Source organism: Paucilactobacillus suebicus DSM 5007 = KCTC 3549, from assembly GCF_001434475.1.
Lineage (GTDB): Bacteria > Bacillota > Bacilli > Lactobacillales > Lactobacillaceae > Paucilactobacillus > Paucilactobacillus suebicus.
In genome coordinates this window covers 41,791-64,221 of the sequence record NZ_AZGF01000010.1, presented here as the reverse complement: position 1 = coordinate 64,221, position 22,431 = coordinate 41,791, and the positions used below count along the sequence as shown (strand labels likewise).

The window sequence follows — 22,431 nt, the reverse complement described above, 5'->3', positions numbered from 1 at the left end:
CTCTTGTTACTTTGTGCACGCCTAAAAGACAGCGTTTTCAGCAATTTTTCAATTTCCGTGAAAAACGCGAAAATTGGGTAGGGTTAGTAATGTTAAAGGGCATGGGAACCTCAGTAAATTTGTGATAATTGGTATAGATCAATATTTTCAAATTATTTTTTTTCGTTAAACACAAATTTTTGACGTTCACCCATGGATCCAAGAATTGTAAATGCAATTGTAATTACAATCATTAAGATTAAGCTGGACGTCCATGAATTGGTGGATGATTGTAGAGAACCTGTTAAAACGGGCCCAACTGCCGCGATTAAGTAGCCTAGTGATTGAGTCATACCTGACAAGCTACTTGTTTCAGCCGACGTACGTGTTTTGAGGCTTATTAGGGTCATTAACAATGAGAAAGTAGCAGATGTTGCTAGTCCCAAAATGATGTTTAGGATTACGTAGTAGATAACCGAGTGGATCGGAATTAAAATTCCGATTAAACCGATAATCGTCGAGATACCAGCACCCCAAACTAGGGGGGCGCGATTATTTAATTTTTCAGCCAAAACGGGGATAAAAAATGATGGTGGGACTGAGGCTAATTGGAATAAGCCGGCTAGCAAACTAGCAGTATTAGCCGAAATTCCAGCATTAATCGCAATTGTTGGTAGCCAAGCGACCAATGTATAGAAGATAAATGAAGATAGCCCGAAATAAAGTAATAATAGCCAGGCTGTTTTATTAAGCCAAGGGCTGGCAGATTTTTCTTTAGTTTCATTTGTCCCACGACGATTAAATCGAAGGTTAGGTAACCAAAAAATGAACAATGCTAAAGCCATAAAGGTAAGTATTTTGATAACAAACTGCCAGTTAATTGCTTGAGCAATCGGTGCACTAATCCCAGCACCAATCGAACTGAAGATTGCCATAGACAGAATGTATAGGCTAGTCATGGCGCCAATCCTAGTGGGCATGTTTTCTGTAATTAGTGCTGGTAACAAAACGTTGATGAAGGTGATTGCTATGCCAACCAAAATGGTACCAACAAATAACATTGATTGATTAAAAATTCTTAAATATGATCCGATAACTAGCACTAAAGCTGTCAATGCAATAGTCCACTCATTGCCGAGCCTTGAGCTGATTTTAGGTACAAGTGGTGAAAATAGGCCGAAGCAAATTAATGGTAAGGTTGTTAAAATACCTAAGCTAGTTGGAGCGACACCAATTGACTTAGCGATGCTGTTAATCATTGATGGAATTGAAGTTATTGGTGCACGCATACAGGCACCAAGGAGAAAGATACCAAGAATTAAAAATGAGCTGTGAGTTCGAGTTTTCAAATCGACACTTCCTTTCGATCAGCGGCAAACACACCGCTTTGAGACAAAAAATATAATTAGTCATAAGTTTGATAAAACGTTTTACCTGTGACAATAACGGGAAAGTTCCCGCTTTAAGCTAATCGTCATCCGGTTTAAACATTTGTGTAGCACTGACAGCATTTTGCCATCCATGATATAGATAACTGCGTTTTGCATCGTCCATTGCTGGTGTAAAAAGTTTACCATCTGCTAGCACGTCACGCAATTCATCTGTGTTGTGCCAGTAGCCAACGGCAAGCCCGGCCAAGAATGCAGCTCCTAAAGCGGTAGTTTCCTCTTCAGCAGCACGGTCGACCTCAGTATTCAGAATATCGGCCTGGAACTGCATTAAGTAGGTGTTTCTGGATGCACCACCATCGGCCTTTAAAGTTGGAATCGACAAACCAGTATCCTGTTTCATCGTTTCAATAACATCACGTGTTTGGTAAGCAATGGATTGAAGTGTTGCCTTGATAAAATCATTACGGTTTGTACCACGAGTGAGCCCAAAAACGGCACCTCTAGCATCCAAATCCCAATATGGGGCACCAAGCCCTGAAAATGCAGGCACCACGTAGACTTCATCTTCATTGGTTGAAGCAAGTGCAGCTTCTCGTGACTCGAATGGGTTGGAAATCATCCCCATATTGTCCTGCAACCAATCAATTGCTTGACCGGCAACGAAAATACTACCCTCAAGTGCATATGTGACCCTTCCATTTATGCCATAAGCGATCGTAGTAATCAAGTTATTTTTTGATAACTGTGGCTCATCGCCAGTATTCATAACGATAAATGAACCAGGACCGTACGTATTTTTAACGGTTCCCTTTTCAAAACCAGCTTGCCCGAAAAGAGCAGCTTGTTGGTCTCCCGCAATACCAGCAATGGGGACTTCAGCGCCATAAAACTGAAATGTTTTAGTGGTCGCATATACCTCGGAACTAGATTTAACTTCAGGCATCATCTCAATTGGAATGTTTAACAGATTCAACAATTCCGTATCCCATTTTAGTGTGTGAATGTTAAATAGGAGCGTGCGACTGGCATTTGAATAATCCGTCACGTGAATATCGCCTTCAGATAATTTCCAGGCAATCCATGAATCGATGGTGCCAAATAATAATTCACCAGCCTCCGCTCTTTCTTGCGCGCCTTCCACATTATCCAGGATCCATCTAATCTTAGTGGCGGAAAAATAAGTATTAATGTTTAATCCAGTTTTTTCACGGAATAAATCATTGTGATCATCCTTGATTAATTGTCGAGCAATGCTAGCTGATTGCTGAGACTGCCAGCCAATGGCGTGGTAAATTGGCTCACCAGTTTTTTTGTCCCACACAACAGTGGTTTCACGTTGGTTAGTAATGCCAATTGCAGCGATATTTTGTGGCTGAATACTAGTATTTATCAGAATGGTGGCAATAACTTGCTGAACCGCATTCCAAATTTCGTTTGCATTGTGTTCCATCCAACCAAGCTTAGGAGTAAAACTGCGTAGTGGTCGCTCAATTTCAGCCACTTTAAAACCCCGCTGGTTAAACAGCATGGCTCTGGTGGTTAAAGTTCCTTGGTCAATGGCCAATACATATTTACTTGGTGATTTTAATGGCATTAATTTTCCCTCCAAATAGTAGCTAGTAAGGTTATGATACCAGTATTTGTGTACGTTTTCAAAAACAACGATATAATTTTTTATAAAACCCAGTTTGACGCGGTCCAAAATTATAAATATAATAAAACGGACAGTGAATCGGAGGAATGAATGGATGACAGCAAAATTGTATCCGTATATAACGTTTATCAATGCCAAAGAAGCAATGGCCTACTATAAAGAAGTGTTTGGCGCCACTAATATATCACGTTTGCCTGTATCTGAGGATCAAGCCGAGTATTACGGCATGATGCCAAGCAATTTGGAAGACACAACGTATCATGGTGAATTTGAAGTTGCCGGGACAAAGATTCTCTGTTCCGATGCATTTATGGCTGAACCGCAACCGTCGTCTCTTATCTCAATTTTACTTGATTTTGATAGCAATGATACTGACGATACCAAGATCGCGGAGGATCTATTTAATAAAGTTACAGAATCAGACACAGTGCGCGTTATTTTACCATATAGTCCGCAAGCAAACGGTGACAGAATGGGTCAATTTGTCGATCATTACGGAATTACTTGGGTAATCCGAGTTGGAGAACGAATAGAATAAGATCCACCCGAAGGGAAAGATAATGAGCCAAACTAAAGAAATTAAGATGAAGTGGGTTGTCCTCGCCAATTTTTTTAATAATGCGGGGGCAGCTTTTTTATGGCCACTAACAACCGTATATATGCACAATTACTTGCATCAAACGTTAGCGACAGCAGGTGTTGTGCTATTCATCATGTCATGTGCAATGATCATCGGCAATTATCTAGGTGGCTGGTTATTTGACCATTGGCAACCATATAAAACCGCTTTGGCATCTGTTAGTGTGGCAACGACCGCTGTGATTTTATTAATCTTTTTTCATAGCTGGCCAATCTTTGCAATTTTATTGGTTGTGATTGGATTTGGCGATGGAGCTAATATCACTGTTATTAATGCTTATGCGGCATCATTGAAAAATCGAAATTCACGTTACGTATTTAATATATTGTACATGGCACTTAACTTAGGTGTAGTTGTTGGTACGCTACTAGTTGGTTTTTTACTTTCATTGGGTGTGACGGTCGTTTTTTCGGTGACTAGTTTGTGTTATGTGGCATTCTTAATTTTGATATTATGCACATTTAACGTGAAAGTAAGTCGAGACACCAGTAAAAGTGTAACAGGTTCAAATAAAACCCATCCGCAAGTTATCAAATTTGTCTGGACGATCTGTCTGGTGATTGTGGCAACGTACCTTAGCTACGCCTTGTGGAAAAGCGTAATGGCCGTTCATATGACTAACATGCACATTCCATTTTATGCTTACAGCTTATTGTGGACCATGAACGGGTTTCTAATTTTATTTGGGCAACCGTTGGTAAATAAATTAGCGCCCTATTTGAAATTAACCCGGCAAGTTGAAGTTGGTGTGTTAATCTTTGCTGTGTCGTTTTTTATACTAATTTTTGCGCACACATTCGCATTTTTTATTGTTGATTTTATAATCTTAACGGTCGGGGAAATGCTAGGATTGCCAGGAATGCCAGCTTTGATTGACCAAGTGACGGATCCTAGTGAAACCGGCAAGTATCAGGGAATGGCTAATATGGGAATTTCTGTTGGTCGAGCAATTGGTCCGTTATATGGTGGCATTATTATTGATCATGGTAGTTATTCACTACTGTTTGTTTCAGTTTCAGCGTTAATGGTCGTAAGTCTTATATTAATGACTTATAGTGCGAAACGAGTAAGGTCACTTGAATAGAAGAAGTAAGGCCACAATGTGAATTCACAACTTCTAAACATAATAAAAACGACTTCATCTGTTTAAATGAAGTCGATCTATTTGTTACATCGGTTTACCAAGAAAATTTGAAATAAAATATGAAATCATGGCGATTAATGCAAATAATACCCACCAGTAGCGAGCTAACCATTCCCATCCATTGTTGATATGAGAATATTGCCATTGGCGCCATCGATGATTTTGATGCCAATCTTTATCTGCTTCATCTTGTTCCATAATATGTGAGAATGCTTGTTGCATGCGATTAACCTTCAGACTGCTTTGTGGTTCAATCCCTAATACTAATTGATCTAGTCCAACATCTAATATTTGTGCGAGTTGAATTAAGTTGTTCATGTCTGGTACTGATTCACCGGTTTCCCATTTTGAAATTGATTGTCTTGTTAGAAATAGTTTCGAAGCTAATTCTTCCTGAGACATTTTCTTGTCTTTTCTTACTTTAATGAGATTGTTTGAAAATTTTAGGTTAGTGTTTTTCAATCTTGTATCCCCTTTGCCTTTGATGAAACTAAAATTATCAATTTTATCAGTTGCAAGCTAGCACTTGATGATGATAAAGCACCTTACATCTGCGCAACTGTCACGTGCGAATGCTGATAAATGGGCATTGCTTAATTAAAGTGGAAAAATAATTTTAACTTATTAATTTGTTGTTGTCTAGTAGAAAACAAATTAATATAGAGACATTAAGAAGCACAAATTGTTTGGAGATGGCGGAAATATGGAAAAAATGGGCTTTCGTTGGTTTGGTGAAAAGGATGATCCAATCACTCTGAGTCAAATTAGACAAATTCCGGGTACTACACAGGTCGTTGGTGCATTGTATGATGTACCTGTCGGGGATGTTTGGCCTAGAGAAAAAATTAAAAACTTAAAAAATCAGGTTGAAGATGCAGGCTTGAAGCTTGAAGTGATTGAAAGTGTTAATATCCATGATGATATTAAGGCTGGTAAAGATGGACGAGATAAATATTTTGAAAATTATCAACAAACAATTCGTAACTTAGCGAGTTTTGGCATCAAAGTAATTTGCTACAATTTCATGCCAATTTTTGACTGGATGAGGACAGATTTAAAATATCAACTAGCGGATGGTTCAAACGTGATGAGATTTCAATCAGCTGGACTTGAAAAATCTCCCGAGCAAATTATTGATGACGTTCAAAATGGATCAAATGGATATTCTTTACCTGGATGGGAGCCAGAACGACTAACAACTGTCAAAGGCTTGTTTAAAGAATATGCGGGGATTAGCGACAATCAGCTTAGAGATAATCTGCAGTATTTCTTGCAGGCCATTATTCCAGTATGCGAGGAATGTGACGTAAAGATGGCTATTCACCCAGATGATCCTCCACGTCCATTATTTGGTTTGCCAAGAATCTACAAAAATATTGATGATATGCGGCAAATTGAAGCAATGGTCGATAGTCCATATAACGGATTCACGATTTGTACTGGTAGTTTGGGAGAAAACCCAAGTAATGATATTCCAGCAATCATTCGTGAATTTGTGAGTAGAAATCGGGTGCCATTTGTGCATGCACGAAATATTAAATTTGATAATGAACAGGGAGATTTTCACGAAACCGCACATCTATCAGACGAGGGTTCACTAGATATGTACGAAATTATGAAGGCCTTACATGATACTCATTTCGATGGATATATTCGCCCAGATCATGGTCGTAATATTTGGGGTGAAACAGGCAGACCTGGATACGGATTGTACGATCGTGCCTTGGGAATTGCTTATTTAAATGGATTGTGGGAAGCATTGGAAAAATAAAAATAAGATGATGAAAGACTATATTCAAGAAAGATAGTGGGAACAAGGTCACTTGTCTCCCAAAATATTAGGTCTCCAAGACTAAAATCCTGAAAATTGGATTTTGGTCTTGGAGACCTAATGTTTTGAGAGTCTTCCATAGCACGTTTAGCATAGATAATTTCAAACACTAAATTAGCATTTTTGGTAGATGATATCACCTTTGTTTCAATCTATTAATACGTTAGGACACTTAGTTATTTAAGGTACTGTGTTGGTGTTAAATCATCAGTGTTTGCTGGGGTTGGATTTAATTTGAATTCTTCGTCTGCAGGAACCTCTGATTCATTGATAACTCCATTTGATTTTCTAAAGCAAACCGTACCAAATGCAGGTACAGTAACTTCTTGCCATTCACTTCCATTACCGTTAATAGTAATTGCAACTTTTATCGGTGCATTTGTAGGATTATAAATGTGTGCTGAAATTGAATTATCTGGTGATTTGAATGCAACTGATCCGATGCTACCACTAAATCCATCTGGGGTATAGTTGGTGGAAGCAATGATCTTTGATCCCACTGGAACATCCTGTCCAAAGTTGCGAAGCATGTAGTACTCTAAATTTCGCTGAATCTTACCAGTAGTATGGTCAATTGTAATAACTCCACGTCTGCCGGTAGAGTCAGCGGCGTTAGGGAGTCCTCGTTCATCTAGAGCAAGATTCCATAATGTAATCATGTTTAAACCGTTTCTAACCAACCAGTTACCGATAATGCCCATCATGATATGGGAAGCATCTTCAACGGTTTCTTCCATCATGCATCGACGTTCGGTCATGATTAATGACCAGTTTGGAAATGAACGACTTGCATTATATAGGTTCGTGTAAGGGCCGACATAGGTATGCACAGATAGTCCATCAAATGCTGTGGCCTGTTCGCGAGTCACATTATTAGTAAGAGGCTCGGTCAATGTGTGAAAATTATCATCAAGTAGATACATCTTTGTATCAGGAAATGATCTATTAAGTGCCGGTCTTAAATACTTATAGCCAAATTCAGCAAGTTGAGGAATTGTCCAAATCATAGCTGGCCAATGTGCTGCGTTAGAAGGTTCGTTTTGAATAGTTATGCCGTAAATTGGAATGCCGAGTTTTTGATATTCCTCTATATACTTGATGAAATATTGAGCATAAATGTATTCAAAGCGGCTTTCTTCGTTATATCCGTTACCGGTGAATTCGCCAAATCTGAAGTGACCACCGTGAGTTAGCTTACCAGTATTCTTCATCCACGCCGGTGCAGACCAAGGCGATGCAATTACCTTAACTCCAGGATTTATTTGTAGTATTTCTTGTAAAACTGGAACGATGTGCTTGAGATCTTTTGTTGCGTCCTCTGCTCCCGGAACACCTTCGCCCACTGAAAATTTTTCAAGCTTACTATCGTGCTCACCAAATGGAACATCATCATAAGTATAGTAATCCTGACTTTGAAAGTCGCAAGAACCCAGTGGAACTCTTACAACCGAAAATCCACCTTGATCGGGATCAAATAGTTCAGTTAATAATTCGTGTCTCTTTGACTTATCAAGGTTTTCCCAAATTAATTTTGCTGCAGAATCAGTAATGGCCGCTCCACCACCTTGCCAATCTTGATATTCAGTAGATGGATCGATAATGATTTTCTTACTACCTGTTGTGTTCTTAATCTCAGGTGTCGCTACATGTTGACGTTTTTGTGATAAATCACCAGAGGTAACTGTCCAAAATTCATTCGAGTAGTTATTAAATGCCATAAATCTGTTCCTCCTCATAAAATGATGACTAATAATTGTGATATATTAGTTTGCGTCATGAATACGCTTTCAATATATCACAATAAGAATATTCGTCAAATAATTTTTGATTTTAGAATGAATTACTTTTTTGTGTAAAAATTTGTTCTACTAATCGTGCAGGGCAGTGATAAAAAAGATCTCCACAAACGGAGATCTTTTTTAATATCCACTGTTCAAATTAACTTGGTTTGATTTAAAAGTGCCATCTTTCAAATACTGTTCTAAGTTCGGAAGAAAAATACGCATCTGTTTATTTTTGAAGTGTCGAACGACTCCTGTGTTGTGCGGAGTGATGATAGTATTCGGCAATGTCCAAAATGGACTGTCTGATTTTAAAGGTTCCTCTTCAAAAACGTCCAGAGCAGCATGCTTGATTGTGCCATCATTGATGGCTTTAATTAGACCTTTTGATTCAACAACCGGTCCTCTACCGACGTTGATAAATAAGAAAATTTCCTTCGCAGATGCGAAACGGTCGTAGTTGAAGTAATGCAGTGTCGAGTCTGTTAGGGGCATGACGTTAATGATTACATCAGCGTGAATAAGCTGGTTAGATACATTTTTAATGGAGACTGTTTTATCGAAGTATTCAGCAGGGTGACCTGATGTATTAACTCCAGTTGTATGTCCGCCCAGAGATTTCAACAATCTGGCGATTTGCTGTCCAATATGTCCGGTGCCAAATATTAAATAATCAAAATCTGAAATTATGGCAGGCTGTGTATTTTCATTAGTAATCCAATTTTTATTAAGTCGATTTGATTCTGCATTGTCAATGCCTCTAACAAAATGCAGAATGAATGCGATCACAGACTGGCTAATTGATTCAGCGTGGATACCGCTAGCATTTGTAAGCTTAATGTTGCGTTTAGAGAGTATGTCCATTGGAATGCTATCCACACCTGCTGAAATTGCATGGATCCACTCTAATGAAGAGTGGTCTGCATTGATGATGTCTAATCCAATTTTTTTATTCCAACCATAAAGAATGTTGATTTCGTTTTTTGAGACCTGAACATCGAGATCATCTATGCCAAATACATTAATTCCCATTTTTTTGATGACATTTTTTTGATCGTCAGTAATTTGAGAAATCACCAACAAGTTTTTAGATGACATTTAATCACGTCCTTCGATAAATTGCTTTTATTCTATGCGAAAAAATTAAATAAAGCTAGTAATTGTGATTTTTAGTCAAAAAAATAACTGTTATATTAGATAATTTTTTTAATGTAACAATTTTAATGGACATAATAAGGAAAGAAAATACCTGCAAGAACATATTAAATACGTGGGTCTGTAATAAACAAAAAAATGTTACCGTGTGCATTTTTAAAACCTGTTGACAACGCTTTCAAAAGCATTTATGATGCATTTGTAATCAATATCTGATATACCACTTTGATGAATTTCAACTATTTTTTTCAATATAATTTAGTAAGACGTTGAACTTTATTAGAGTGAATCAAGGAGGTTTTTTGAACAAGTCAAAAGAGATCAGCAATTGTTTTACAGTTCATTATTGTATTTATTCACAGTGTTATATCAATTTTAGGGAGTGATTATTTTGGATAAGTCGCAAAAGACAGTTACGATCGAAGCGGCACCGTTTGGTATTAAAGATAAAATAGGTTACATGTTTGGCGATATTGGGAATAACTTCTCATTCAACGTTGTTAACTCATTCTTAATGATCTTCTATACTAACGTGCTTGGTTTAACTGGTGCGCAGGTTGGTATTCTGTTTATCTCCGCTCGTTTTATTGATGCGTTCGCCGATATTACAGTTGGTAGATTGGTTGATAATAGTAAATTACACAAAATTGGGCGTTTCAAGCCTTGGATGAATCGGATGAGATGGTTCCTGTTAATTGCCTTCATCTTGGTATTCGTTCCAATTGTTAAGGATTGGGCATTACCAATGCGTTTTGTATGGGTCTTTGTAACATACTTGGCTTGGGGCATTTTCTACTCATCAGTTAACATCCCTTATGGATCAATGGCTTCAGCCATCAGTAGTGATCCTGATGACAAGACTTCACTATCAACATTCCGTGCCATGGGTTCAGCTTTAGGTAGTGCTTTAACAAGTTACATCTTACCAATGTTTATTTACATCGGTGCCAGCCAAAAGATTTCTGGCAATCGTTTCTTCATTGTCGTAGTTGTATGCGCTGTCATAGCATTTATTTGCTACCACTTAACTACAATTTAACTACTGAACGTGTTCGTACTGAAAAGAGCGAACCAGTTCCATTGGGCAAAGTTGTTAAAGGCATGTTCGAAAACCGTGCACTTTTGATTTTGGTTCTTGTAGATATTATTTTGGTTATCAACCAAAACCTTTCTGGGACATTAATTTCTTATTTATTCAATGATTACTTCCAAAACAAGACTGCAATGTCAATTGCTTTGATCTTTAACTTTGCGACTGTATTGTTACTTGCTCCATTCAGTAACTGGATGACTCGTAAGTTTGGTCGTAAGGAATGTTCAATTGCTGCTTTAATCTTTGGTGCCATTATCTATGGTGCTTTGATGTTGATTCATACTCACAGCGCAGGTGTATACCTAGTAATGCTGTTCTTTGGTTCACTTGGTGCAGGTGTATTTAACCTGATGGTTTGGGCATTCATTACAGATGTTATTGACAACCATGAAGTTATTACTGGTGTTCGTGAAGATGGTATCGTTTATGGTGTTAACTCATTTGCACGTAAAGTTGCTCAAGCTATCGCCGGTGGTTTTGGTGGCTTTATGCTAACAATCATTGGTTACGTTTCATCTACTAGTGGTGGTGTTCAACAAAGTACTCAAGTTGTTGATCGTATCTATAACTTAGCAACTGGTGTACCAACAACTTGCCTGCTTTTGGCCGCATTAGTATTGTTGTTCTTCTACCCATTGAGCAAGAAGCGTGTTCAAGAAAACGCTGCCAAATTGGCTAAGATTCACAACGAAAACGCTGAAGAAGAAGCAAAAGACTAATTTTAAATTAACCATAAAGAGCGAATGTGCTCGCATCGCTGATAATTTTAGTGAAGCGAGCACATTCATTTTATAAAGACCAAATTTGTTTGAACAATGAAAGTAGGGAAATCATGAAAGTAAGTACAAAGTTACTCAACGTTGTAAATAATGACGATTTCTTGGAATTAGAAACAAATGGCGCAAAGTTCAGGGTTTATCTTTTAGATGAAAATATCATTCGTATGCGTGGTACGTTTGACGACGAATTTGCACCTGAGGAATCTTATGCATTAACGAAGACTGCTTGGGACGACAAGACAGATAAACTTTTAGGTGACGAAAGAACCAGAGTTCAGGCAATTAAAACTGATCCTAAAAAAACAGAATTTGGGTACACGGTTTCAACTGGTAAATATACTTTAAATATTTACCAAGAACCGTTTGCTTTTGAAATAGTTGATGAAAATGGAAACATAGTTCATCAAGACTTAGCAAAGCGAGCCTTTCTACAGGATGATAATGGACGTTCTTTCCATTATAGTTCGATGGGTGACCATAATTATTTCTATGGATTTGGAGAAAAATCCGGTGAATTAAATAAATTCAAACGTAGAATGCGTATGCACAACACGGATTCACTTGGGTGGAACGCCAAAAAATCTGATCCGCTATATAAAATGATTCCATTCTATATAGATTTTAATGGTGAAGATAATATTGCCAGTGGTCTATACTACAATAATTCCCATGATTCAGTTTTTGACATGGATAGCGAACATAGTAACTACTGGAAACGATTCAGTTACTTTGAGTGTGATGGTGGAGAATTGGATGTCTTCTTTATTGGTGGACCAACAATCAAAAAGGTGGTCGAGCATTATACTGATTTAACTGGTAAGAGTGCAATGATGCCGCTACCTTCTTTCGGATACATGGGTTCAACGATGTATTACACAGAATTAGATGAGAATGCAGATGTCGCAATTCTAGATTTCGTTGATACGTGCAAAAAATACGGTATACCTTGTGACGGATTCTTCCTATCATCCGGATATACCAGTGGCAAAGATGGCAAGCGTTATGTGTTTAATTGGAATAAGACACGTTTCCCCAATCCTCAAGACTTTGTAAACAAACTAAAAGAAAAAGGTGTTTTGCTAGCACCTAATATTAAGCCAGGAATGTTAACGACCCACTTTCTTACCAAAGATTTTCAGGAGCACGATGCGTATGTTAAAACTTCAGATGGCAGGGATGATCAAGTAGATCAGTATTGGGGTGGCAACGCTCACTTTGTTGATTTTACAAGTGAAGCCGGTCGTCAAGAATGGGCAAAGCATATGACCGATTCCCTGCTTTCATTGGGGATCACATCTATTTGGAATGACAATAACGAGTATGAAATTAATGACAATAATGCTGTTGTTGATGCTGAAGGATTAAAGAAAAAGATTGGTGCTGTTAAGCCATTGATGTCAACGATGATGGCAAAAACTGCTAAGGATGCGATCAATAAATATAATCCTGATGCACGACCATATTTGGTTAACCGTGCCGGATTTGCTGGAATTCAGCGTTATGCCCAGACTTGGGCCGGTGATAATCGTACAAGTTGGACTAACGTAAAATACAATGTCCCAACTATTTTGGGAATGGGGCTATCCGGTGTTGCCAATCAAGGCTGTGATATCGGTGGATTTGATGGTCCAGCTCCCGAACCAGAGTTATTCGTTCGTTGGGTTCAAAATGGAATATTCCAACCTCGATTCTCAATTCATTCCTCAAATGATGATAATACAGTGACCGAGCCATGGATGTATCCCCAATATACCAGTTATATTCGTGATGCAATCAAGTTGAGATACACTTTAATTCCGTATTTCTATTCATTATTGTACGAGGCATCAACTATTGGATCTCCAATTATGCGTCCGCTAGTTTACGAATTCCAGGATGATCCAAAAGTTGCTGAGGAGAGTTTTGAATTTATGCTAGGATCATCACTTCTAATTGCTAACGTGTTAGATAAAGGACAAACCGTTAAAGGCATTTATCTGCCTGAAGGATCTGACTGGTATGAAATTAAAACTGCCAAGTATTATCAGGGTGGTCAGACGATTGAAGTACCTGTTGATTTGTCTTCAATTCCAATGTTCTTAAGAACGGGTGGAATTGTTCCAAGAAGTCCAGAAATTAGTAATTTGCACAATGACATAATTGACAAGCTTGATTTATTGATTGAACCGAGTGTTAAATCGTCATTTACTGTCTACGAAGACGACGGTAAAACTAACGACTATAAACGTGGTCAGTCATTAGAAACTACTTTTGACTTTCAGCCGCTCGACGGTGGTGTTCTAGTAAACGTGACACAAACTGGTAAATACCAAACAAAGGTTAAAAATATGGTGTTATCAGTATGTTGTCCAGGCGTAGCACCGTTCAGCGTATCTATTGATGGTATAAAGGTGGAACAATTCTTAAACTTTGATAAGTTTGAGAATGCCGACGAAGGCTGGTACTTTAATGGTGAAAGTCGCCAAGTGGAGATTAAGTACGCAAACAGACAAGTCGATAAATACCAAGTTCAAATAAGTTTTTCTGTTAAAGACTTGATTTCAATTTAAAATTTGAAGTCACTTTAAAAATTTTTCTAAGGAGAATGTGTAATGAGTTTATTAGATAAGGATTTTCTGTTAACAAATGATATGGGTAAGAAACTGCTTCATGATCATGCAGCTAAGATGCCAATTATTGATTTTCATTGTCATTTGAACCCAAAGGAAATTTATGAGAATAAAAACTACCCTAACCTTTCTAGAATTTGGATTAATGATGGTAACTTTGGTGACCATTATAAATGGCGCTTGATGAGAGCTAACGGTGTTGATGAAGAATTCATTACCGGTGATGGTGACGAATATCAGAAGATGGTTGCATGGGCTGGAACCATTGAAAAGGCGATTGGTAATCCACTATATGAATGGACTCACCTCGAATTGCAACGCTTCTTCGGCATTGATGAGCCTTTTTCAACCAAGAATGTTAAACAAGTTTGGGATAAGGCCAACAAGATGTTAGCAACGGATGACTTCAAGCCACGTAATCTTATTAAAAAGTTTGATGTAAAAGCTGTCTGCACAACCGATGATCCTGCTTCAGATTTGAAATATCATAAGCTCTTGAAGAAGGAAGAAAAAGAAAATGGTTTCAAGGTATTGCCTGCAATGCGCCCTGACAAGGCCTTTAATATCAGCGCCGACACATATGCATCGTACCTTGATGAGCTATCATCAGTTTCTGGCGTTAAAATTACAGATTTTAATTCATTAATTGATGCTCTTGAACAACGCTTTGAATTTTTCAATAGTTTAGGTGGGCGTCTTTCTGATCACGGCTTGAACACTTTCCACTTTGTTAAAGTTTCAGATAATGAACTGGCTAAAATTTTTAATAAGGGTCGTGCCAATGAATCCCTATCCGCACATGAAGTTGATGCATATTCTACAGCACTGATCGAAGCATTGATGAGATTGAACCACAAATTTAATTGGACTATGCAATTCCACGTTAATGCTGTGCGTAATGCAAACAAACCAATGTTCAAGAAACTTGGTGTAGATACTGGCTTTGACTCAATGGGGACACAACCTGATATTGCTGGTAACATTGTTGATCTATTCACTGATATGCAAAATGAAGATAACATTCCTCGGACGATCCTTTATTCGCTGAATCCGAATGACTGGATGCAGTTAGCCACTGGCATGGGCGACTTTTATGGTGGCGGAGTTACTCAAAAACTTCAACTTGGTTGTGCTTGGTGGTTTAATGACACACGTGAAGGAATGGCTGAACAACTCAGAATTATGGCTCAACAAAGTTTATTAGCTAACTTTGTAGGTATGCTGACTGATTCAAGAAGTTTCTTGTCATATCCTCGCCATGAATATTTCCGCCGTGTTCTTTGTGATTACATTGGTTCATTGGTTGAACGTGGCCAAGCTCCTGATGATGAAGAGACACTTGGCAAAATTGTTGAAGATATTTCCTATAATAATGCATATAACTACTTTGCATTTTTTGAAGACGAAAATAAATAAAATAATCTAATACCAGTTTTGAATCCATTAGGTAGTCGGGAAACCGGCTACCTTTTTTAAAACGAGTATAATTAACGCAAACAGAGATTCTATTATGGAGGAAATCGGTTTGATAGAAATCAATATCTTAGATAATCATGATTTTGATGATATTAGTATTAATGCAACAGAGGCAATTCAGAGTGCAATTGATAAGTGTAACGGCGCAGATGGTGGGATTGTGACTGTCCCAGGAGAAGGAGTTTATATTATTGACGGTATTGAGCTGAAAAGTAATGTAACTTTGAACGTTGAATCTGGTGCAACACTTAGAGGATCTGGGAATGAAGAACGGTATATCAGAAGGCCTGGTCCATTTGAATTAATTAGAAATAATACACCAATTAGTGGACTGATCTTTGCCAATGGTGCAAATAATATTGCAGTTACCGGAGATGGAACGATTGATGGAAACTTTGAAAAATTTATTTTTCCTGACCAGGGCAGTGAACAACATCTAAAATTTTACAAATACCCACGTCCAATGATGTTTTATTTTGAGAATTGTCGCGACGTTAAAATTAGTAATCTTCACATTATTAATTCACCATTTTGGACAATTCACTTGGTTGGATGCTTTAAAACCGAAATAGACTCAATTTTTATTAATAATGAAATGAGAATGCCAAATACTGATGGAATAGATATTGACCGAGGCAGAGAAACACATATTCATGATTGCACGATCGTTACCGGAGATGACGGTATTTGTCCCAAATGCACAGAAGAAACTGCTAAGTATGGTGATTGTAACAATATCAAAGTGGAACGTTGCAACATTAAAACTCGAAGCTCAGCAATCAAGTTTGGCAGTAGTAGTTTTGGAAATTTTGAAGATTGCTATTTTACCGATCTTAAAATAGAAGATACAAATCGCGGTATTGCATTTCAAATTAGAGATCCCGGTAGTGTTAGGAACATTACATTCGAAAATATAACGATCAAAAACAAAACCTATACTAAGGACTGGTGGGGATCTGGCGAACCAATATACATCACACTTGTTCAACGGGATGAAAAAACTGATATGAAGAATCAGGTTATTGACAACATCAGCTTTTTGAACATTAACTGTGAGTCAGATAATGGTATATTTATCTATTCAAGTGTTGAAGGTGCCGTTCGTGATATATATTTACGAGATGTTAATTTAAAGTTGAATAAACCTTTTAAAACGGCTACGGAATTTGATTTAAGACCTAACTATGGTTCAGGAGTTGTGACAAGTTCCCATATTGGCCTGAATACTGAGACAACTGCAAATTTGGTTTTAACGAACGTTCAAATTGAAGATAGTGAAAATGAAATAATTAGTTACTAAGTAATGGAGGATCTGTAATGTTTGAAAAAGTTTTATTGGGTGGATACACACATAAAAACGGTGAGGGAGTTTACGTTGCCTCATTTGATTCGAAAACTGGTCATTTAACAACACCTTCCGCTTACATCAAAAAAATTGGATCACCAACATATTTAGCTGTTTCAAAAGATAACTATGCTTATTTAATTGACGATCATGCCGATCAGAGCGGAGTGGCTGCATATGAATTAAATAGTGAAGAACCAAGGCTAATTAACGAGAATATAAAGGTTGGCACCTCTCCGGCACATGTCATGTTGGATGAACAACGACAATTAATTTTTGCCAGCAATTACCATATGGGGAAAATTAATGTTTATCGAATTAATCAAGACAAAACAATCAGTGAGATTGACGAGGTAGTTCACCAAGGCAATGGGCCACGGCCAGAACAGGAATCTAGCCACGTTCATTTTACTGCACTGACACCTGACAGGAGGGTTGTGGCCGTTGACTTAGGGAATGACACTTTAACTACTTATGATGTTACCGAAGAGGGTAAACTTAAATTAGTTCAAACACTTGAGCTACCTGACGGATATGGCCCTAGACATTTAGTGTTTAATGAAAAAGAACCAATTGCTTATTTATTAGGTGAGTTATCTAGTCAGGTGAGTGCTTTAAAATACAACGAGAGCGATGGTAGTTTTAGTTTAGTATCCTCAGTTTCCACAATACCAACAACATGGACTGCCCATAACGGTGCAGCAGCGATTAGAATCAGTAATGATCAACGCTTTTTGTATGTTTCTAACAGAGGGTTTAATAGTGTTACTGTATTTGCAATCAACAGGGATGGTCTTAAATTAACGGAGATCCAACAAATTTCCAGTGAGGGAGATTTTCCGAGAGATTTTAATTTAGATCTAACAAACAATTTTATTCTGCTGGTTAATCAAAACACCAGTAATGGAACAATTTATAAAAGAAATAGTGAAAACGGTAAATTAACGTTAGTTGAAAAGAATATTGTGACACCAGAATGCGTCAACGTTTTATTTTTGAAACGTTAATAAGTAAAAAAGCAGAAATTCCGTTAGGAGTTTCTGCTTTTTTAATTGGTTTAATTGATTATTTTAACTTTTTAAAACCTAAATTTGGAATATTATTCCATCTATCTGACAAATATTTAGCGGCCATTTTGGGTTCTCTGGACCTAGTGAAAATCCCCTTTTTGTTTCCTTGAACACGTTGAATGCCAAATTTTGTTTGAAAATCAGCAAAATTCCAAACTTGTTCGCCAGTGAAGTTCTTAACTTCATCAAAAGCGGTGCTATATTTTTTATAATATTCAACCTGATATTCTTCCGAGAACGGTTCATTATAGGGACTGTGGACACCTGCAATTGTGTCTGCTCCATATTCAGTGTAAATAATTGGTTTATCCGGGTACTTTGATTGCCATTGATTAAGCTCTTGTAGGACAGTATCTGTTACCTTGCTTAAGTCGCCATTTGTTAGATACCAACCGTAGTACCGATTTAGTGAAATAACATCAACGAGGTCTGTACATTTATCTGTATCAGGGAGAGTCATCATGATGGCAACGTATGTGCATGGACGTTTCTGTGGATCTAGCTCACGCGCCAATTTGAAGAGGGGCTCAAAATATTCATGAGCACCGGGTGCGTAATGAGCCGATTCATTCGAAATTGACCACATGACTACACATGCGTGATTTTTATCACGGTCAATCATTTCGTGGATGACTTGTCGATGTGCGTCTCCAGTCTTTAACTTAGACCATGTTGGATCTTCATCAATTTTATCCATCTTGTTAGCAATATCAAAGCCAAAGTCAACCATCAAACCAACAGCTGGAGTTTCCTCAATCACGACAATTCCCTCACGGTCGCAAAGTCTCATCATTTCATCTGAGTATGGATAATGCGACGTGCGGAATGAATTTGCTCCCATTGATTTCATTAATTTAATGTCTAAAACATTATATGCTTCATTCAATCCTTTACCATTGACGTAGGTGTCCTCATGCTTACCAAATCCTTTAAAATAAAATGGTTCTCCATTGATTAAGAATCTGCCGGATTTAACTTCAACTTTACGAACACCGAATGGTTCTTCATAGGTATCTACGATTTTGCCATTTTTGATGCCAATGATTTTGGCAGTATAGATATAAGCATTAAGTGGCTGCCATAGATGGACGTTATTAATTTCAACATTTGTGCTCGTTCCCTTGGCGGTACCAACTTCGTTATTATTTTCATCAATGATTTTAATTTCGATATCATCAAAGCTCCCGCCAGTGTCAATATCAAAGTTTACGTTTGCAGACCCATCATTTAGATTAACGTCTGGGACGATTGTTACATCACTGATGTAGTCTTTGGGTGTTGAATAAAGCTTTACAGGTCGGTGAATACCAGCGTAGTTATAGAAATCAAAATTTTCATCAACGCTGTATTGAGGGTCACCATTCTCATCTTTAGTTTCAGAGAAGTTTCCGACAGGGAGTGTGGTGTAATCCAGTAAGTTACTTACGCGCACAGATAATCTATTTTTTCCAGGCACCAGGAAGTCATTTACTTCAACTTCAAAGGGAGTGAATCCTCCCTTATGGTGTGTTAATTTTTTCCCGTTCAGATACACCCATGCTTCATGAGTGACTGAACCAAATCTTAAAACCAATCGTTGGTCCTGTAAAATATCGGCAACTTCAAAGTTAGTCTCGTACCAGAAATAACCGTTGTGTTCTCTTAAGGCCGGTTTGTCAGTTTGGTCATTAAAGGACGCCGGAACAGCCATGACTTCGTCTGTTTTAAGCGGATTATCTTCTGTAATGCTACCAACTGGTTCTTCAACTTGAAATTTCCAAACTCCATCTAAATCTAAAACTACACGAGTGTTTGTTGTAATAGGGTATAACAAATTAATTTCCTCCATTCAATCAATGTAATCGCTTACTGTAATCAGTATATTAAACTTTATTAGCTGGTTTTATTAATATATTGACTATATTATAATTATAATGACTGATTGGAGGATACATGAGATGGATAATGCATTGGCATCACATCTGAGTGAAATAGCAAAGGTTAACGTGAACATTTACCATAAATTTACTAAAAAAGCCACGAAAAAGATGTTCGATTATTTGATTAAACAGAGTGAGAATACATGCTATTATTTTAATCAAAATATTGTGAAATATCTGGCAATTGCCGAATGGCAAAACAAAAAAATATCATCCATAGTTGTTCTAGGGCCTTTTTTATCAAATTCGGATTTAAAAATATATAATATTGCGAGTAAGTCAAAACGGATTCAAAATGAATTAAGTAGTTTACCAATTTTAAATAAGTCGGAGATCAATAGTATTACATCAATTACGGCATCATTGATTAATTGTGGTGAAGCTAAAGTTCATATGGAAACAGATTTTCAAGATGATTCACATATTGTTCAAGATTCAGGTGATCTGGATGATAATTTTGAACAACAAGTAAATGAAAGATATAAGAAACAACGGGAATTAATTGATGCAATTATTGATGGAAATGCAAAACAGGCGGATATTCTAACTGACGGAACACCCACCAGTTTCTTTTCACCATTTGTGAGTCGTGTGCCAAGTAGTCCACTTCGTTCCGCAAAAAATATCGGTTTTGCCTATAATACGATGTGTAGAATTGGTGCTGAACAGGGTGGATTAGAGCCAGTCTACGTTCATTTAATCTCTGAAAAATATGCAATTAAGATCGAGCAGGCCAGAGATTTGAATTCTATTTGGCACCTAATCAGGACAATGGCTCAAGAATACTGCGATTTGATCAGCGATTTACATAATAAACACTATGGCCGACTAGTAAGTGCGACGATCAGTTATGTAAATATGCACTATTCTCAGCAGTTAACACTTACTCAAATTGCTCATGCTGTACACAGCAACCTATCAGTTTTATCTAGGAATTTTAGCAAAGAAACAGGTCAATCATTGTTTGAGTTTATCAACTTTCAACGTATTGAATTTGCTAAACAGTTGATTAGAACTGAGAATAGTAAAATGAATGAAATAGCAATTAACGTTGGTTTTAATGGTCAAAGTTACTTTGCACAGTGTTTCAAAAAAATCGTGGGGATGTCACCATCAGAGTATGCAAAAAGCCGTGACTTAGGTCACGACTTAGACGCGGAATAGCTATTTATTTTTTAGTTGATTATCAGTTTTGAAAAGCCTGAACATGATGAACATGCAGTATAACAGTGATAGTCCCCAAGCAATTTGATTTGAATAACAGATTGCTATATATCCCATTGAGGTAATCGACAGGATACCACCGATGGAACGGCCAATAAGTTCACCAAAGCCAGAGAAGATAGCATAAATACTGTGGCCAAGTCCTTGTAGAGTGTTTCTAAAGATCATTAGTAGTCCGTGAATGATAAAGAAGAAGCTGATAATTGTTAAATATTGGTCCGCCTTGTTATAGACAACACCACTAGTTGTGCCCAAAACTGCCGAGATTAGTAATTTTTTGAACACCATGACTAACACAAAGGCTGTTAAAGAGTATATCAATTGAATTAGAGATCCTTGGAGGATGCCTTTTTTAATTCGATCAATTTTTTTGGCACCATAATTTTGGGCCATATACGTTGCAATTGCCATGCCGACGCTTTCGGCAGGTAGTGTGAATAATTGTCTAATTTTTTCACCAGCAGATTGACCAGCCACGGCTGCTGTACCTAGCAAGTTGATTGCGTCTTGCATGACCACGGCGCCAATTGCAGAAATCGAGTACTCGAACCCCATTGGAAAACCAATAATGCACATTCTACTAATATGATGCAAACTGAAGTTGAAGTCATGCCATCGCACTTTGATGAAATGACCGCTGTAAATTAACCAGATGACGTTTAACATGCCACTAAAAAATTCACTGATAACGGTAGCTAGAGCTACACCGGCAATACCGAAGTGAAATACTTCAATGAAAATTAACGCTAAAATGATGTTTAGTACGAGAGAGCTGATTAAAAAGTAAAAAGGTCGCGTTGAATCACCAAAAGCGCGCAATGCATTAGCTGAGTAATTATAGAGAATATTTGCCGGGATACCAGCAAACGACACTACTGTAAAAGTAGTGGCTAACTTAATAATCTCATGCGGTGTATTTAACCCTTGTAAAATTGAGTGGGCAAAGATCATCATGAGTGGAGTCAATATAATTGCCACCACTAGGCAAAGCCAAACAGCATTTACTAAATAGTCCTTAATGTCTCGCTCACTTTTACTACCAACGCTCTGTGCAAGTGGAATGCTAAAGCCAACACAACTTCCTTGAACAAAACCAAGAATCAAAAAACTGAGTGGGTAGTACGCACCAACTGCAGCCAAGGCATCGATTCCAATTAATCGGCCGACAATCATTGTGTCAATGAAATTGTATAGTTGTTGAAACAATGATCCGCCTACAAGTGGAAGAGAAAACAGTAAAATTTTTTTTAACGGATATCCAGTTGTTAAATCAATTGTGTCCTTCATGAACGCTTGTCCCCCAAGATGATTTTACTGCTATGTACAGTAATAGAAGTTCTA

15 protein-coding genes and 1 pseudogene are annotated in these 22,431 nt (G+C 37.6%); 9 read left to right on the top strand and 7 right to left on the bottom strand.

What is annotated here, in order from left to right:
• Positions 1–152 precede the first annotated feature (152 nt).
• On the bottom strand, positions 153–1,328 hold the full coding sequence (locus FD16_RS05830; RefSeq protein WP_010621369.1) for a CynX/NimT family MFS transporter: 1,176 nt from the start codon (positions 1,326–1,328) through the stop codon (positions 153–155).
• A gap of 118 nt (positions 1,329–1,446) precedes the next feature.
• Positions 1,447–2,964 carry a glycerol kinase GlpK gene (glpK, locus tag FD16_RS05825; RefSeq protein ID WP_010621370.1) on the bottom strand — a complete coding sequence of 506 codons (1,518 nt, stop codon included), beginning with the start codon at positions 2,962–2,964 and terminating at the stop codon, positions 1,447–1,449.
• Positions 2,965–3,118: 154 nt separating this feature from the next.
• Here glpK and FD16_RS05820 point away from each other — a divergent pair, with 154 nt between their 5' ends.
• Positions 3,119–3,562, top strand: a complete 444-nt coding sequence (locus FD16_RS05820) for a VOC family protein (protein WP_010621371.1) — start codon at positions 3,119–3,121, stop codon at positions 3,560–3,562.
• 22 nt (positions 3,563–3,584) lie between these two features.
• Positions 3,585–4,748 carry an MDR family MFS transporter gene (locus FD16_RS05815; protein ID WP_010621372.1) on the top strand — a complete coding sequence of 388 codons (1,164 nt, stop codon included), beginning with the start codon at positions 3,585–3,587 and terminating at the stop codon, positions 4,746–4,748.
• Between the two features lie 84 nt (positions 4,749–4,832).
• Here the strand turns inward: FD16_RS05815 and FD16_RS05810 are convergent, their stop codons facing one another.
• A complete protein-coding gene (locus tag FD16_RS05810; RefSeq protein WP_010621373.1) occupies positions 4,833–5,270 on the bottom strand; it encodes a helix-turn-helix domain-containing protein in 438 nt (145 codons plus the stop codon).
• Between the two features lie 241 nt (positions 5,271–5,511).
• Between FD16_RS05810 and uxuA the strand changes: the two genes are divergently transcribed.
• A complete protein-coding gene (uxuA, locus tag FD16_RS05805) occupies positions 5,512–6,579 on the top strand; it encodes a mannonate dehydratase (protein ID WP_010621374.1) in 1,068 nt (355 codons plus the stop codon).
• 236 nt (positions 6,580–6,815) lie between these two features.
• Here uxuA and FD16_RS05800 read toward each other — a convergent pair whose 3' ends face one another.
• Both FD16_RS05800 and FD16_RS05795 read right to left on the bottom strand, forming a co-directional pair.
• Complete coding sequence (locus tag FD16_RS05800; RefSeq protein WP_010621375.1) at positions 6,816–8,357, bottom strand: glycoside hydrolase family 30 protein; 1,542 nt, start codon at positions 8,355–8,357, stop codon at positions 6,816–6,818.
• A gap of 201 nt (positions 8,358–8,558) precedes the next feature.
• Positions 8,559–9,518: an NAD(P)-dependent oxidoreductase gene (locus FD16_RS05795; RefSeq protein ID WP_010621376.1), complete on the bottom strand. Its 960-nt coding sequence runs from the start codon at positions 9,516–9,518 to the stop codon at positions 8,559–8,561.
• A gap of 448 nt (positions 9,519–9,966) precedes the next feature.
• Between FD16_RS05795 and FD16_RS05790 the strand changes: the two are divergent.
• The 5 genes and pseudogenes from FD16_RS05790 (at position 9,967) to FD16_RS05770 (ending at position 17,884) form a co-directional block, all read left to right on the top strand.
• A pseudogene (locus FD16_RS05790) lies at positions 9,967–11,387 on the top strand (MFS transporter).
• 113 nt (positions 11,388–11,500) lie between these two features.
• Entirely contained in the window at positions 11,501–13,996 is a 2,496-nt protein-coding gene (locus FD16_RS05785) for a glycoside hydrolase family 31 protein (RefSeq protein WP_010621377.1), read from the top strand.
• Positions 13,997–14,038: 42 nt separating this feature from the next.
• Positions 14,039–15,472, top strand: coding sequence for a glucuronate isomerase (uxaC, locus tag FD16_RS05780; RefSeq protein ID WP_010621378.1), 1,434 nt, complete (start codon positions 14,039–14,041; stop codon positions 15,470–15,472).
• Between the two features lie 109 nt (positions 15,473–15,581).
• Positions 15,582–16,832, top strand: a complete 1,251-nt coding sequence (locus FD16_RS05775) for a glycoside hydrolase family 28 protein (RefSeq protein WP_010621379.1) — start codon at positions 15,582–15,584, stop codon at positions 16,830–16,832.
• A gap of 17 nt (positions 16,833–16,849) precedes the next feature.
• A complete protein-coding gene (locus FD16_RS05770) occupies positions 16,850–17,884 on the top strand; it encodes a lactonase family protein (protein ID WP_010621380.1) in 1,035 nt (344 codons plus the stop codon).
• A 58-nt stretch (positions 17,885–17,942) separates the two neighbouring features.
• On the opposite strand, the gene uidA is transcribed toward FD16_RS05770, so the two are convergent.
• Positions 17,943–19,760, bottom strand: coding sequence for a beta-glucuronidase (uidA, locus tag FD16_RS05765; protein WP_010621381.1), 1,818 nt, complete (start codon positions 19,758–19,760; stop codon positions 17,943–17,945).
• Between the two features lie 124 nt (positions 19,761–19,884).
• Between uidA and FD16_RS05760 the strand changes: the two genes are divergently transcribed.
• Positions 19,885–21,030, top strand: a complete 1,146-nt coding sequence (locus FD16_RS05760; protein ID WP_010621382.1) for a helix-turn-helix transcriptional regulator — start codon at positions 19,885–19,887, stop codon at positions 21,028–21,030.
• Here FD16_RS05760 and FD16_RS05755 read toward each other — a convergent pair whose 3' ends face one another.
• Positions 21,031–22,377 (bottom strand): MATE family efflux transporter, encoded by a 1,347-nt coding sequence (locus tag FD16_RS05755; RefSeq protein ID WP_010621383.1) that lies wholly within the window; start codon positions 22,375–22,377, stop codon positions 21,031–21,033.
• Between the last annotated feature and the right edge of the window lie 54 nt (positions 22,378–22,431).